The organism is Streptomyces sp. NPDC032091 (genome assembly GCF_055580265.1).
This window is the reverse complement of the sequence record NZ_JBVILR010000005.1, coordinates 205,553-218,766: the sequence shown is the minus strand read 5'-3', so window position 1 is coordinate 218,766 and position 13,214 is coordinate 205,553. Positions and strand designations below refer to the sequence as shown.

The window sequence follows — 13,214 nt, the reverse complement described above, 5'->3', positions numbered from 1 at the left end:
TTGTTTTACCTGCCGGTTTCAGGAGGGCTTTCTCGCATGACCAGCTCCAGCTCCGCACGACCCAGCCGCCGCCCCACCCGGGGACGAGGAGCGGCCCAGGGGCGTCCGAAGGCTGGTGCGGGACGGCAGAAGTCCGCCCCCGCCCCCCGGCCCCAGGAATTCACCATGCCCGAGCCGACCGTCCCGGCGCTGCCGGCGATCGCCGCGTTCGAGGACATGGACATGCCCGAGGCGCTGCTGAAGACCCTCGCCGCCCAGGGCGTGACCGAGCCCTTCCCGATCCAGGCCGCCACCCTGCCGAACTCCCTCGCGGGCCGCGACCTCCTCGGCCGCGGGCGCACCGGCTCCGGCAAGACGCTGGCCTTCGGCCTCGCGCTGCTCTCCCGCACCGCCGGCCGCCGCGCCCAGCCCAAGGCCCCGCTCGCCCTGGTCCTCGTACCCACCCGCGAGCTCGCGCAGCAGGTCACCGACGCACTGGCCCCGTACGCCACCTCCGTCAACCTGCGCATCGCGACCGTCGTCGGCGGCATGTCGATCAACCGGCAGTCCGGCGCGCTGCGCCGCGGCGCCGAGGTGCTCGTCGCCACCCCCGGCCGCCTCAAGGACCTCATCGACCGCGGTGACGCCGACCTCTCGCAGGTCTCGATCACCGTCCTCGACGAGGCCGACCAGATGACCGACATGGGCTTCATGCCGCAGGTCACCGCCCTGCTCAAGCAGGTCGAGCCCGGCGGCCAGACCATGCTGTTCTCGGCGACCCTCGACAAGAACGTCGACAAGCTCGTCAAGATGTTCCTGACCGACCCGGTCGGCCACTCCGTCGACCCGTCGGCCGGCGCGGTCACCACCATGGAGCACCACGTCCTGTACGTCATGGACGAGACCGACAAGAAGGCCGTGGCCACGCGCATAGCGGCCCGCGACGGCCGGGTGATCATGTTCGTCGACACCAAGCGCGGCGTCGACCGCATGGTCAAGAAGCTCCTCGCGGAAGGCGTGCGCGCCTCCGGCCTGCACGGCGGCCGCTCGCAGCCGCAGCGCAACCGCACCCTGGACTGGTTCAAGACCGGCGAGGTCACCGCGCTGATCGCCACCAACGTGGCCGCGCGCGGCATCCACATCGACGACCTCGACCTGGTCGTCAACATCGACCCGCCCACCGACCACAAGGACTACCTGCACCGCGGCGGCCGCACCGCCCGCGCCGGCGAGTCCGGCAGCGTGGTCACCCTGGTCCTGCCCGACCAGAAGCGGGACATGACCCGCCTGATGTCGGACGCGGGCATTTCCCCGCGCACCGCCCAGATCAAGTCCTCCGACGAGGCACTCGTCCAGCTGACCGGCGCCCGCGAGCCCTCCGGCATCCCCGTCGTGCTGGAGGTCCCCCAGCCGGCCGCGCAGCCCAAGGCGCGCAGCGGCTCCGGCTCCGGCTCGGGCTCCTCGCGCCGCCGCTCGGGCGGCGGCGGCCAGCGCTCCGGCGCGTCCGGTGCCCCCGCCTCCGGTGGCCGCGGCCGCCGCTCCGGCTCCGGCGCGTCCGGCGGCTCCGGCCAGGCCCCCGCGGGCTCCGGCTCCGGCCAGGCGCGGCGCGCCCAGGGCGGCGGCCAGGGCTCCGGCTCCACCGGCCAGGGCCGGCGCGGCGCTTCCGGCTCCACCTCCGGCGGCGGCGCGGCCGCGGCCTCGGCGCGCAGCCGGGTCGGCACCGGCGGCCAGGGCCGGCGCCGGGCGGTCTGAGCCCCTACCCCTGACACGACGCGGGGACGGATACTCCCAGCCCCCCCCCCCCCCCCCCCCCCCCCACCCCCCCCCCCCCCCCCCCCCCCCCCCCCCCCCCCCCCCCCCCGCGTCCCGGCCGGCGCCTGCCGCACCAGCCGGCGGGCGCCTGCCACACCAGCCGGCGGGCGCCTGTCGCACCAGCCGGCCGGCGCCTACCGGACCAGCTTGTCCTGGAGCTTCGCCAGCGTCCGCAGGTCCAGCCCCAGACCGTCCGTCAGATAGCCGTAGAAACTGCCGTAGTCGGCCTCCATCCGCGTCGTCGCGGCGTCCAGGTAGTCCTGGCGGACCTCCTGGAGCGGGATCAGCAGGTCCGGGTTCTGCATCCGGCCCGACTGCTTGAGCCCGGCCCGGACCTGGGCGTCGTACGCGGCCCGGAAGGTGTTCGAGGCCAGGTAGTCGCTCTCGGCCGTCGCCTGCGGCACGGCCAGCGCGCGCAGCAGGACGTAACTCATCCAGCCCGTGCGGTCCTTGCCCGACGTGCAGTGGTAGAGCAGCGGACCCTGGTTCCCGTCCGCGATCTCCCGCAGCGTCGCCGCGAACTGCGCCCGGTTCTCGGGGCTCGTCACGAACGTGCGGTAGACGTCCCGCATGTAGGCCTCGGCCCGCCCGCCGCCGAGCAACCGCTCCTGCTCGACGGGGTCGCCGCTGGATATCGCGCCGACCAGGGTGGCGTACAGGCCCAGGTCGCTGACCGGGCGGGAGGTGGGGGAGAGCCCCGGCGGCAGCCTGTCGGCGCCGTCGTACCGGACTTCCATCGGGATGCGGAAGTCGACGGCCTTCGTGAGGCCGAGACCGGCGACGGTGGTGATGTCCGCCGCGGTCAGCTTGCCCAGTGCGTCGGAGCGGTAGACCAGCCCCTGGCGGACCCGGCCGCCGGTGTAGGTGGCGTAGCCGCCGATGTCCCGGAGGTTGACGGCCCCCTGGAGGGGGATCTGCCGGACCGCCGGGGACGGCGACCGGAGCTGGTGTTGCCGGGTACGGGCCGCGGTTGCCGGAGCCGCCGCCGCGTAGGCGGCGGCGGGCAGGGTCCCGACGGCGAGCGCGGCGGCGGCCGCCGTACTCGCCAGGCGGATGCGGGCACGTCTCATACGGGCGACTCCTGTGACGGAGAAGGGATCACCCTGGTGGTGGCAGGGTGCCGAGCGGGTGCGGACCGGGCGCGTGCAGCCGGTCCAGCACGGCGTGCGCTTCGGCCATGACGCGGTCGACGAGCTCCGCACACGACGGAAGGTCCTCGATCACCCCCGCGACCTGGCCCGATGCCATGACACCGAGGTCCGTACGGCCCTCGACCATGGACGCCTTCAGGAGCATCGGGGTGTTCGCTGCGAGCAGGACCTGGCTCCAGGACAGGTCCTTGCCGTGTTTCATCGCCAGGCCGTCGCGCACCATCCGCGACCACGACAGCCCCGACAGCCTCCGGAAGCCCGCCGCGTGCCGCACCGCCCGGGCCAGCGCCCTCGTACGGCCCGCCCGCTCCAGGGAGGCCACCAGCTCGGTGCGCAGCATCCGGTGCGGCAGCCCGTCCACCGCGGTGGTGACCGTGACGTCCTTGACGGTCGCCTTCAGGTACTCGGCCTTGACGGCGTCCGGGACGGTGGAGTCGGAGGTCAGCAGGAACCGGGTGCCCATGGCGATGCCCGCGGCCCCGTACGCCAGCGCCGCCACCAGGCCCCGTCCGTCCCGGAACCCGCCCGCCGCCACCACCGGGACGTCCACGGCGTCGACCACCTGCGGCAGCAGCACCGTCGTGGCCACCTCCCCGGTGTGGCCGCCGCCCTCCCCGCCCTGCACGATCACCGCGTCGGCGCCCCAGGCCGCGACCTTCTCGGCGTGCCGGCGCGCCCCCACCGAGGGGATCACCACCACCCCGGCGTCCTTCAGCCGGGCGATCAGCTCCCGGGAGGGGGCCAGCGCGAACGAGGCCACCCGCACGCCCTCGTCGATGATCAGCCGGACCCGCTCGGCCGCGTCCCCGGCGTCCGCCCGCAGGTTCACCCCGAACGGCGCGTCCGTACGGGAGCGCACCTCCTGGACCGCCGCGCGCAGCTGCTCCGTCGTCATCGTCGCCGAGGCCAGGATGCCCAGCGCCCCCGCCTCCGCCGCCGCCGACACCAGGCGCGGGCCGGCCACCCAGCCCATGCCCGTCTGCACGATCGGGTACCGGACCCCGACCAGCTTGGTGAACGCCGTGTCCCACACCCGCTGCGCCATGTCAGGCCCGCACTTCCCGGTCGCGCAGACCCGTCGGGTCGATCACCTCGCGGATCAGCCGCAGCTCCTCGGCGCTCGGTTCACGGGTGTACGGGACCTCGTCGCCGACCGCGAGCTCGAACCCGGTGGCCGCACGGACCTGCTCGACCGTGACCCCGGGGTGCAGGGAGGCCAGCCGCATCGAGCGGCCGGGCCCGGCGAAGTCGAAGACCCCGAGGTCGCTGACCACGCGCGGCAGGCGGTGGAAGCGGGACGCCGACGGTCCGGCCGCCTCCGCCCGGTCGTACCCCACCCCGCTGACCATGTCGACGCGCTCGACGAACACCCTCGGCGAATGCCGGGGCACCCAGTAGCTCACCGGGTTGTTCAGGGTGTTGACGGGCGCCCCGCGCACGCCCAGCAGCTGGCGGGAGGGCCGCTCCCAGTCGCCGATGCAGGAGATGTTCTGGTTGCCGTACCGGTCGATCTGGCTGGCGCCCATCATCACGTGCCGCCGCCCGCCGGTGACCATGGTCAGGTGCCGGCGGTAGGGGAGCCAGCCCTCCACCGTGCCGTCCAGGCCGACCAGCATCGCCTCGCCGTCGGTCAGGAGCAGGTCGGGGGAGAAGGTCCGCTTGGCCAGCCGGGCCCCGAAGGAGGGGATCGGGCCCATCGGGCTGGCCAGCACCTCCCCGTCGCCGCGCCAGGCCTCGGCGCAGGCGATCACGCAGTACTCGGCGCGACTGGTCACCGCTGTTCCTCCTGCCAGGTCCGGACGGCGTTCTGGTAGTCGTGCTCGCCCGCCCCGGAGAGGAAGCGGGCCGCGAACTCGGGCCAGGGGGTGCTCGCGTACAGCTTCTGGAAGGCCTCGTCGCGGTCGTAGTCGGGCACGCAGGAGGTGAAGTGCGCGCCGTTCGGGGTCTCCACCACCCCGGTGACCGAGTGCCGGCTGACCAGGAGGGACTGCGGGGGGCCGGACTTGGCGAGCTCGGCGCTCTCCACCAGCTGCTCGCAGGAGACGTACGCGGTGTCGGCGGCCTCGCAGAAGAGGTCGTCGAAGTACGGGTCGGGGCCCAGGTACCGGGCGTTGCCGAGGCGGTCGGCGCGGTTGAGGTGGACCAGGGCGGCGTCCATGCGCAGGGCGGGGACGGCGACGAACTCCTCGCCGTCGGCGTAGGGGGAGGTGACGGTGCGCAGCTCCGGGTTGACCCGCATGACGTCGGAGCCGAGGCCGGCGCGGACGGGGAGGAAGGGCAGCCGGTTCGCGGCGGCGTGCAGGCCCCACATGAACATCGCCTCGTCGTACTCGGTGAGGGCGAGGGAGCCGCTCTCGCGGGCGGCGCGGAAGTGGGGTTCCAGGGGGATGGAGTCGAGGGTGGCGAAGGGGGCGATCAGGCGGCGGATCCGTCCGGCGGCGGCGAGGAGGCCGACGTCGGGGCCGCCGTAGGAGATCACGGTGAGATCGGTGATCTCGGAGCGGAGCAGTGCTCTCACCAGGGCCATCGGCTTGCGCCGCGAGCCCCAGCCGCCGATGCCGAGGGTCATGCCGCTGCGCAGCCGCGCGACGACCTCGTCGGGGGTCATGGTCTTGTCCGTCATACGGTGCCTCCCTGTGCCGTCCCGAAGGTGTCGCGGACCCGGTCGGCGACCCCGCTGAGGTTGGCCTCGAAGGTGAAGCCCTGCTCGAAGCGGTAGCTGCGGTGCACGTCGACGGGGTCGATGCCGTTGATGGCGGCCTTGGCCAGCCGGATGAGGGTGCCGTCCTTCTTCGCGATCTCGGCCGCCAGCTCCAGGGCGGCGGCGGACAGCTCCGTGCGCGGGACCACCTTCCACACCGAGCCGTGGGCGTGGAGTTCGGCGGCGGTGGCGGTGCGCGAGGTGTAGTAGAGGGCGCGCATCAGGTGCTGGGGGACGAGCCGGGCCAGGTGGGTGGCGGCGCCCAGGGCGCCGCGGTCCAGTTCGGGCAGCCCGAAGACGGCGTCCTCGGAGGCCACGATCGCGTCCGCGTTGCCGACGAGGCCGATGCCGCCGCCCAGGCAGAAGCCGTGGACGGCCGCCACCACCGGCACCTCGCACTCGTACACGGCGGCGAAGGCCTCGTAGCAGCCGCGGTTGGCGCCGATCAGGGCGGTGTGGCCGGAGTCGCGCTGCATCTCCTTGATGTCGACCCCGGCGTTGAAGCCCCGGCCCGCGGCCGCCAGGACCACGCAGCGGACCTCCGGGTCGCGGCCGGCGGCGCGCAGCGCGTCGGCGAGCTCGTACCAGCCGTGCACGGGGAGGGCGTTGACGGGCGGGAAGTCCACTGTGACGCGTGCGATGCCCTTGTCCGGGCCGGAGGTGGAGACACCCATGGGCGGATCAGCTACCTTTCCACCAAACATTTGTTAGGTGAGGAAGGTAGCAGCCGATGGAGCTCAAGGGGAGGGTCGTGGTCGTCACCGGCGGAACCCGGGGCGTCGGCGCCGGGATCGCCCGCTCGTTCCTCGCGGCCGGCGCGGAGGTCGCCGTCTGCGCGCGGCGCCCGCCGCAGGCGCCGGTGGCGGAGGGCGGCCGCGAGGCGGCCTTCTGCGCCGTGGACCTGCGTGACCCGGCCGCCGTCGGGGAGTGCCTCGACGGGATCGCGGGGCGGTACGGGCGGCTCGACTGCCTGGTCAACAACGCCGGCGGCACCCCGTACCGGCTGCTGGGGGAGGGCGGGGCCGAGCGGCACGCGCGGGTCGTCGCCCTCAACCTGGTGGCGCCGCTGACGGCTTCGCTGGCCGCGTACCCGTGGCTGCGGGAGAGCCGGGGCTCGGTGCTGATGATCGGCAGCGTCAGCGGGACCCGCCCTTCGCCGGGCACGGCGGCGTACGGGGCGGCGAAGGCGGGGCTGGAGAACCTGGCCCGCTCGATGGCCGTGGAGTGGGCCCCCGAGGTACGGGTCAACTCACTGGTCCTCGGCATGGTCCGTACGGAGCTCGCGCACCTGCACTACGGGGACGCGGAGGGCGTCGCGGCGGTCGCCGCCACCGTCCCCCTGGGCCGGCTGGCCGAGCCGGCGGATGTGGGGGAGGCGGCGGTCTTCCTGGCCTCGGACCGCGCGGCGTACGTGAGCGGGGCCGCCCTGCTGGTGCACGGCGGAGGCGAACGCCCGGCGTTCCTGACGGCCTCCACGGCCAACCGCCCACCCGTGGACGGCGCGGGGGGCCGAGCACAGTGACGTCCGACCCCGTCCCGGGCCGGGGGGACGGACCGGCGACCGGATGGGCCGACGGATGCGGATCGGAATGCGATGAGGAGAGCTGACATGGGCATCGTGGACGGACGAGTGGTCATCGTGACGGGCGCCGGGCGGGGCCTGGGCCGGGCCCACGCGCTGGCCTTCGCGGCGGAAGGGGCGCGGGTCGTCGTCAACGACCTCGGGGTCGGCCTCGACGGCCTCCCCGGACCCGGGAGTCCCGCCGCGCGGGTGGTGGAGGAGATCCGGGCGCTGGGCGGGGAGGCCGTGGCGCACGGCGGGGACATCGCGACCGGCGAGGGCGCGGACGCGCTGGTCGCCTGCGCGCTGGACGCCTTCGGGCGGGTGGACACCCTGGTCAACAACGCCGGGTTCCTGCGGGACCGCATGCTGGTCAACCTCGGGGAGGACGACTGGGACGCGGTGATGCGGGTCCACCTCAAGGGGCACTTCCTGCCGCTGCGGGCGGCGGCCGCGTGGTGGCGGGCCGAGGCGAAGGCCGGCCGGCCGGTCGCGGCCCGGGTCGTCAACACCTCGTCGGGGGCGGGGCTGCTGGGCTCCGTCGGCCAGGGCAACTACAGCGCGGCCAAGGCGGGGATCCTCGGGCTGACGTTGGTGGCGGCGGCCGAGATGGGCCGGTACGGCGTCCAGGTCAACGCCGTCGCCCCGGCGGCGCGGACCCGGATGACGGAGCGGACCTTCGCGGAGACCATGGCCGCCCCGGAGGCGGGGGGCTTCGACGCGATGGCCCCGGAGAACGTGTCACCGCTGGTGGTGTGGCTGGGGTCGGCGGCGTCCGCCGGGGTCACGGGGCGGGTGTTCGAAGCGGAGGGCGGGCGGATCACGGTCATGGAGGGCTGGCGGCCGGGCCCCACCGCCGACCGCGGGTCCCGCTGGAGCCCGTCGGAGGCGGGTGAGGCCGCCGCCGAGCTGCTGTCCCTCGCGGAGCCGCCGCTGCCGGCGTACGGAGCCCGGTAGCCGGGGGCGGCGCGGGTGCCGCCCGGGGTGGTTCCGGACATCCGGGGGGCGGGGCGGGCGCGGCCCCGCCCGGCGGGGACCCGCCGACCGGCGGCGAGGCCGCCGCCGCTCACCGGAATCGGCCACACGGTACGGACGGCGCCCCGGCTCCCGCCCGTTGGCCGTATCGGACCCTCCCCCGCCCAGCGTCGGCATGGTGGCATGTGCATGCCCATTTCCGCCCCGAACGGAGGCCCCCGCATGCCCCTGCCCCTCCCCAGACTGGCGCTCGCCGCCACCGTCACGGCGCTGACGGCCCTCGCGGCCCCCGCCCCCGCCCAAGCCCAGGCACCGGCTCCCGCCACCCCCTCCCTCCCCCCGCCCGGCCGCGTCACCGTGGAGGTCGCCGGGGTGAACGGGTCCGGCTGCCCGCAGGGGACCGCCGACGTCGCCGCCGCCTCCGACAACACCGCCTTCACCGTCACCTACAGCAACTACCTCGCCCAGACCGGCGCCGGCTCCGGCGGCACGGACTTCCGCAAGAACTGCCAGCTGGCCCTCCGCATCCACGTCCCGCAGGGCTTCACGTACGCGATCGCCCGCGCCGACTACCGAGGCTTCGCCCACCTCCAGCGCGGCGCCTACGGCCAGGAGCGCGCGAACTACTACTTCCAGGGCAACGCCCAGACGGCCCGCACCACCCACCAGTTCAACGGCCCCTTCAGCGACAACTGGCAGGCCGGCGACCAGACCGACTACGCCGACCTCGTCTGGGCCCCCTGCGGCGAGGAGCGCAACCTCAACGTCAACACCGAACTGCGGGTCTACGGCGGCACGTCCGGCCCGCAGAACCTCAGCTTCATGAGCATGGACTCGACCGACGGAAGCGTCAGCACCGTCTACCACTTCGAGTGGAAGGAGTGCCCCGCGGTCTGACGCGGGTGCCCGCAGGAAGCGAAGCCCACAGGAGTCAGGAGTGACAACGATGTCTCATTCCCTGTCCCGCACCCTGCTCACCGCCGGTGCGGCCGCCGTGCTCCTCGCGACGGCGACCCCCGCCGGAGCCGCCCCCGCCGGAGCCGCCGCCCCGGGCGCCGGCGGCCGTCCGCCGATCACCGTCCCGCCCGACAAGATCGTGATCGAGCTCGCCACCGTGAACGGCTCCGGCTGCCGCGAGGGCACCGCCCAGGTGGCCGTGGCCCCCGACAACACGGCCTTCACCGTCACCTACAGCGACTACCTCGCCCAGGTCGGCCCCGGCGCCCCGCCGACCGCCTTCCGCAAGAACTGCCAGCTCAACCTGCGCGTGCACGTGCCGTCCGGGTTCACCTACGCGATCGTCCAGGCGGACTACCGGGGCTTCGCCTTCCTCCAGCCCGGGGCCTCCGGCCAGGAGCGGGCGAACTACTACTTCCAGGGGATGCCGCAGACGACCCAGCGCACGCACGCGTTCACCGGCCCGCTCAACGACAACTGGCAGACCAGCGACAAGACGGAGTACGCGGACCTGGTCTGGTCCCCCTGCGGGGAGAAGCGCAACTTCAACATCAACACCGAGCTGCGGGTGAACGCCGGCACCTCTAACCCGCAGACGGCCACCAGCTTCATGGCCATGGACTCCACCGACACCAGCGTCAGCACCCTCTACCACCTGGCCTGGCAGACGTGCCCCGCGCCGAAGAAGGCGTGACGGCCTGAGCCGCGACGGGCGCCGGATGCCAACGGGTGCCGGATGCCAACGGGCGCCGGGCCCGGCCCCCTGGCGAGGGGCCGGGCCCGGCACTCGTGCGATGGGATGTGACTACCCGCCATGACGGGACTTCGAACCGCCCGCGGCGCACCGGATCCGGAACCCCTGCCGCCGCGTCGGGTCAGGAGAGCTTGCCGCCGTAGTCGGGGAGCTTGACGGTGCGCTCCGCGTGGCCGCCGACCAGGTCGCTCTCGTTGTTCCCGATGTTGGCGATGATCGTGTAGCCCCGGGCCTCGATCTCGGCGCGCTTGGCCGTCTTGTAGGCGCTGACCTGCTCGAACAGGGCCGGCAGGTCCCGGACGTACAGCCCGGTCACCGGGTAGCCGACCGCCTTGAGGTTGCGCTCGGTCAGGGAGTACACGATGCCCGGGCGGGCGGTGACGAAGAAGATCGCGACCCCGCGCTGGTTCGCGTACTGGGTCAGCGCGCGGACCTTCTCGATCGCCGGGGTCGGGAACGTCCAGAACCAGTGGAAGTCCGTCTCCAGGGAGGAGTTGTCGATGTCCAGGACGATCGCGGGCTTCTCGCCGGCCGGGGAGGCCGCGATCCGCTGCTCGATGGCGGGGCGGGCGGCGTCGACGACGGAGGCCACGTCGCGCTGCCAGGTGGCGTAGTCGATACCGAGGATCGCCGCGTTGCCGCCCGGCGCGGACGCCGTGGCCGCCGCGGGGGCCGGAGCGGGCGCGGCGGCCGGGGCCGCGGCGGCGGCGCCGGCCGGCAGCAGGGTCATCACGGCGGCCACGGCGGCCACGGTGGCGGCGGCGGTACGGGACGGACGGGTGCGGCGGGTGCTGCGCATGGGGGGCGCTCCTCGGTCACGGCTTGGCATGTACGTGCTCAGAGTTGGCCAGAAACCCGTGCATGTCTACTGGCGGGTAGGAAACTTTTCGTGGCCGCCGGATGAATCCCCGTCGCGGTGCCCGCCGGGTGGCGGAGATTGTCCGAAAACGCGTTCTTGTTGCCGCGCGGGACCCAGATGTGTCATGGACCCGTCATTCATCGGATGGCGCGCACAGCCCAACCCCCCACGAAAGGCAGTGTGTTGACCGTGTCCACCCTCAGCAAGGTCCTCAAGCGCGGCCTCGCCGTCGGCGCCGTCGCCCTCGCCGCCGTCAGCCTCCAGCCCACCGGCGCCAGCGCCTCCCCGACCCCCGTCGTCGGCGGCACCCGCGCCGCCCAGGGCGAGTTCCCCTTCATGGTCCGCCTCTCCATGGGATGCGGCGGCGCCCTCTACACCCAGCAGATCGTCCTCACCGCCGCCCACTGCGTGAACGGATCCGGCACCAACACCTCCATCACCGCCACCGCCGGCGTCGTCGACCTCCAGAGCAGCAGCGCCGTCAAGGTGAAGTCCACCAAGGTGCTCCAGGCCCCCGGCTACAACGGCCAGGGCAAGGACTGGGCCCTCATCAAGCTCGCCAAGCCGATCAACCTCCCCACCCTGAAGATCGCCGACACCAAGGCCTACGACAACGGCACCTTCACCGTCGCCGGCTGGGGCGCCGCCCGCGAAGGCGGAGCCCAGCAGCGCTACCTCCTCAAGGCCACCGTCCCCTTCGTCTCCGACGCCGCCTGCCAGGCCGCCTACGGCAGCTCCCTCGTCCCCTCCGACGAGATCTGCGCCGGCTACGACCAGGGCGGCACCGACACCTGCCAGGGCGACTCCGGCGGCCCCATGTTCCGCCGCGACGACACCAACGCCTGGATCCAGGTCGGCATCGTCAGCTGGGGCGAGGGCTGCGCCCGCGCCGGATACCCCGGCGTCTACTCCGAGGTCTCCACCTTCGCGGCCGACATCCGCAACGCCGCCGCCGGCCTGTAACCCCGCCGCCGGCCCCCACCCGGGCCGTCCCGTACGCCCCGTCGCCGGCCCGTACCCCCCCCGGGCCGGCGCCGGCACCCCCCCCACCCGCGCACCTCGCCCTTCCGGCCGGACCCGAACCGGCCGGAAGGGCGAGCCCCGCCCGGCCGTCCGGTTGCGGCCCGCCACACCCCCGGGTCCCATGGGACGGGGACACCCCGGCGCCCCCGCCGGAGGAGACCCCCCGGCGGCAGCGGGCGACAGTGGGGCAGGCAGCGCATGACGATCCGAGTGGTCATCGCCGACGACCAGGACATGGTCAGGTCCGGTTTCCGGATGATCCTCGAAAGCCGGCCCGACATCGAGGTCGTCGCCGAAGCCGCCGACGGACAGGCGGCCCTGGCCGCCGTCACCGAACACCACCCCGACGTCCTCCTCCTCGACATCCGCATGCCCCGGGTGGACGGCCTCGAAGTCACCCGCCGCCTCTCCGGCCAGGACACCCCCCGCATCGTCCTCGTCACCACCTTCGACCTCGACGCCTACGTCCACGCGGCCCTCCACGGCGGCGCCTCCGGCTTCCTCCTCGAGGACTCCGGCCCCGCCGTGCTCGTCGAAGCCGTACGGGCCGCCGCCGCCGGCGACGCCCTCGTCTCACCCGCCATCACCGTCCGCCTGCTGCGCGAGATGGCCCCCCGCATGGCCGGCCCCCAGGCCGCCCGCCGCCCCTCGGAACCCCTCACCGAACGCGAACGGGACGTCGTACGCTGCCTCGCCCGTGGCCTGACCGACGCCGAGATCGCCGCCGAGCTGTACGTCTCCCTGTCCACCGTCACAACCCACCTGGCCAGCGTCCAGGCCAAGATCACCGCCCGCAACCGCGTCGAGATCGCCGCGTGGGCCTGGGAGAGCGGCCTCGCCGCCACCACCGCCTGAACACCCCCCCGGCAGCCACCGTGAGCCCCCTCGCCTCCTGGGCCCCGCCGCCACCCCCGCGCCGCCCGCTGGATCCGGCCGCTCCTCTGTGAACCCCCGCCGCACCCCCCGCCGCACCCCGCGTCTCACCCAGCGACATACCAGGGGTGCGGCCCGCGACCGCCACGTATTCTCGATGACCATGAACACCACCGACCGCGACAGCGGCACCGACCCCGAGGCGATCGACGAGACCGTCAGCGCCGAACTGGCCCGCCTGCGCGACAGCATCGACAACATCGACGCGGCCGTGGTCCACATGCTCGCCGAGCGCTTCAAATGCACCCAGCAGGTCGGCCACCTCAAGGCCCGCCACCACCTGCCGCCCGCCGACCCCAGCCGCGAGGCCCGCCAGATCGCCCGCCTGCGCCAGCTCGCCGAGAACGCCAAGCTCGACCCGGCCTTCGCCGAGAAACTCCTCAACTTCATCATCGCCGAGGTCATCCGCCACCACGAGACCATCGCCGCCGGCGAGGAGTAACCGCCCGCCGGGGGCGGGCCCACCCCGCCCCCCGCCCGGCCGGAACCCCCCGACACGGCCTAGGAGC

Annotated in this window: 14 protein-coding genes; 8 read left to right on the top strand and 6 right to left on the bottom strand. The window is 74.1% G+C overall.

Features of this window, described 5'->3' with window-relative positions; genetic code table 11:
* The first annotated feature begins 36 nt into the window (after nt 1-36).
* Complete coding sequence (locus tag ACZ5NJ_RS11405; protein ID WP_468764498.1) at nt 37-1,731, top strand: DEAD/DEAH box helicase; 1,695 nt, start codon at nt 37-39, stop codon at nt 1,729-1,731.
* Between the two features lie 194 nt (nt 1,732-1,925).
* Here the strand turns inward: ACZ5NJ_RS11405 and ACZ5NJ_RS11400 are convergent, their stop codons facing one another.
* From ACZ5NJ_RS11400 to ACZ5NJ_RS11380, 5 genes are read right to left on the bottom strand one after another with little or no spacing between them, the layout of a single operon-like run.
* Entirely contained in the window at nt 1,926-2,861 is a 936-nt protein-coding gene (locus tag ACZ5NJ_RS11400; protein ID WP_468764497.1) for a tyrosine-protein phosphatase, read from the bottom strand.
* A gap of 28 nt (nt 2,862-2,889) precedes the next feature.
* Nucleotides 2,890-3,987, bottom strand: a complete 1,098-nt coding sequence (locus tag ACZ5NJ_RS11395) for an NAD(P)H-dependent flavin oxidoreductase (protein WP_468764496.1) — start codon at nt 3,985-3,987, stop codon at nt 2,890-2,892.
* A gap of 1 nt (nt 3,988) precedes the next feature.
* Nucleotides 3,989-4,717 (bottom strand): CoA-transferase subunit beta, encoded by a 729-nt coding sequence (locus tag ACZ5NJ_RS11390; protein WP_468764495.1) that lies wholly within the window; start codon nt 4,715-4,717, stop codon nt 3,989-3,991.
* Nucleotides 4,714-5,565 carry a CoA transferase subunit A gene (locus ACZ5NJ_RS11385; protein WP_468764494.1) on the bottom strand — a complete coding sequence of 284 codons (852 nt, stop codon included), beginning with the start codon at nt 5,563-5,565 and terminating at the stop codon, nt 4,714-4,716. Before ACZ5NJ_RS11385 ends, ACZ5NJ_RS11390 begins: the two co-directional genes overlap by 4 nt.
* Nucleotides 5,562-6,317, bottom strand: a complete 756-nt coding sequence (locus tag ACZ5NJ_RS11380) for an enoyl-CoA hydratase family protein (RefSeq protein WP_468764492.1) — start codon at nt 6,315-6,317, stop codon at nt 5,562-5,564. Before ACZ5NJ_RS11380 ends, ACZ5NJ_RS11385 begins: the two co-directional genes overlap by 4 nt.
* A gap of 56 nt (nt 6,318-6,373) precedes the next feature.
* On the opposite strand from ACZ5NJ_RS11380, the gene ACZ5NJ_RS11375 reads away from it, so the two are divergent.
* From ACZ5NJ_RS11375 to ACZ5NJ_RS11360, 4 genes are all read left to right on the top strand, one after another.
* Nucleotides 6,374-7,165 (top strand): SDR family oxidoreductase, encoded by a 792-nt coding sequence (locus tag ACZ5NJ_RS11375; protein ID WP_468764491.1) that lies wholly within the window; start codon nt 6,374-6,376, stop codon nt 7,163-7,165.
* 87 nt (nt 7,166-7,252) lie between these two features.
* Nucleotides 7,253-8,161, top strand: a complete 909-nt coding sequence (locus ACZ5NJ_RS11370) for an SDR family oxidoreductase (RefSeq protein ID WP_468764490.1) — start codon at nt 7,253-7,255, stop codon at nt 8,159-8,161.
* Between the two features lie 240 nt (nt 8,162-8,401).
* Complete coding sequence (locus ACZ5NJ_RS11365; RefSeq protein ID WP_468764489.1) at nt 8,402-9,076, top strand: DUF4360 domain-containing protein; 675 nt, start codon at nt 8,402-8,404, stop codon at nt 9,074-9,076.
* A gap of 49 nt (nt 9,077-9,125) precedes the next feature.
* Nucleotides 9,126-9,830: a DUF4360 domain-containing protein gene (locus ACZ5NJ_RS11360; protein WP_468764488.1), complete on the top strand. Its 705-nt coding sequence runs from the start codon at nt 9,126-9,128 to the stop codon at nt 9,828-9,830.
* A 181-nt stretch (nt 9,831-10,011) separates the two neighbouring features.
* Here the strand turns inward: ACZ5NJ_RS11360 and ACZ5NJ_RS11355 are convergent, their stop codons facing one another.
* Nucleotides 10,012-10,689: an HAD family acid phosphatase gene (locus tag ACZ5NJ_RS11355; RefSeq protein WP_468764487.1), complete on the bottom strand. Its 678-nt coding sequence runs from the start codon at nt 10,687-10,689 to the stop codon at nt 10,012-10,014.
* A gap of 204 nt (nt 10,690-10,893) precedes the next feature.
* On the opposite strand from ACZ5NJ_RS11355, the gene ACZ5NJ_RS11350 reads away from it, so the two are divergent.
* The 3 genes from ACZ5NJ_RS11350 (at nt 10,894) to ACZ5NJ_RS11340 (ending at nt 13,147) form a co-directional block, all read left to right on the top strand.
* Complete coding sequence (locus ACZ5NJ_RS11350; RefSeq protein WP_468764486.1) at nt 10,894-11,712, top strand: serine protease; 819 nt, start codon at nt 10,894-10,896, stop codon at nt 11,710-11,712.
* Nucleotides 11,713-11,970: 258 nt separating this feature from the next.
* Nucleotides 11,971-12,627 (top strand): response regulator, encoded by a 657-nt coding sequence (locus ACZ5NJ_RS11345; protein ID WP_468764485.1) that lies wholly within the window; start codon nt 11,971-11,973, stop codon nt 12,625-12,627.
* Nucleotides 12,628-12,802: 175 nt separating this feature from the next.
* Nucleotides 12,803-13,147 carry a chorismate mutase gene (locus tag ACZ5NJ_RS11340; RefSeq protein ID WP_395510041.1) on the top strand — a complete coding sequence of 115 codons (345 nt, stop codon included), beginning with the start codon at nt 12,803-12,805 and terminating at the stop codon, nt 13,145-13,147.
* The last annotated feature ends 67 nt before the right edge of the window (nt 13,148-13,214 follow it).

Bases quoted from the DNA above. Each gene is read 5' to 3' on its own strand.
- ACZ5NJ_RS11405 (WP_468764498.1), top strand. From the start codon at position 37: ATGACCAGCTCCAGCTCCGCACGACCCAGCCGCCGCCCCACCCGGGGA.
- ACZ5NJ_RS11400 (WP_468764497.1), bottom strand. From the start codon at position 2,861: ATGAGACGTGCCCGCATCCGCCTGGCGAGTACGGCGGCCGCCGCCGCG.
- ACZ5NJ_RS11395 (WP_468764496.1), bottom strand. From the start codon at position 3,987: ATGGCGCAGCGGGTGTGGGACACGGCGTTCACCAAGCTGGTCGGGGTC.
- ACZ5NJ_RS11385 (WP_468764494.1), bottom strand. From the start codon at position 5,565: ATGACGGACAAGACCATGACCCCCGACGAGGTCGTCGCGCGGCTGCGC.
- ACZ5NJ_RS11380 (WP_468764492.1), bottom strand. From the start codon at position 6,317: ATGGGTGTCTCCACCTCCGGCCCGGACAAGGGCATCGCACGCGTCACA.
- ACZ5NJ_RS11375 (WP_468764491.1), top strand. From the start codon at position 6,374: ATGGAGCTCAAGGGGAGGGTCGTGGTCGTCACCGGCGGAACCCGGGGC.
- ACZ5NJ_RS11370 (WP_468764490.1), top strand. From the start codon at position 7,253: ATGGGCATCGTGGACGGACGAGTGGTCATCGTGACGGGCGCCGGGCGG.
- ACZ5NJ_RS11365 (WP_468764489.1), top strand. From the start codon at position 8,402: ATGCCCCTGCCCCTCCCCAGACTGGCGCTCGCCGCCACCGTCACGGCG.
- ACZ5NJ_RS11360 (WP_468764488.1), top strand. From the start codon at position 9,126: ATGTCTCATTCCCTGTCCCGCACCCTGCTCACCGCCGGTGCGGCCGCC.
- ACZ5NJ_RS11355 (WP_468764487.1), bottom strand. From the start codon at position 10,689: ATGCGCAGCACCCGCCGCACCCGTCCGTCCCGTACCGCCGCCGCCACC.
- ACZ5NJ_RS11350 (WP_468764486.1), top strand. From the start codon at position 10,894: ATGGCGCGCACAGCCCAACCCCCCACGAAAGGCAGTGTGTTGACCGTG.
- ACZ5NJ_RS11345 (WP_468764485.1), top strand. From the start codon at position 11,971: ATGACGATCCGAGTGGTCATCGCCGACGACCAGGACATGGTCAGGTCC.
- ACZ5NJ_RS11340 (WP_395510041.1), top strand. From the start codon at position 12,803: ATGACCATGAACACCACCGACCGCGACAGCGGCACCGACCCCGAGGCG.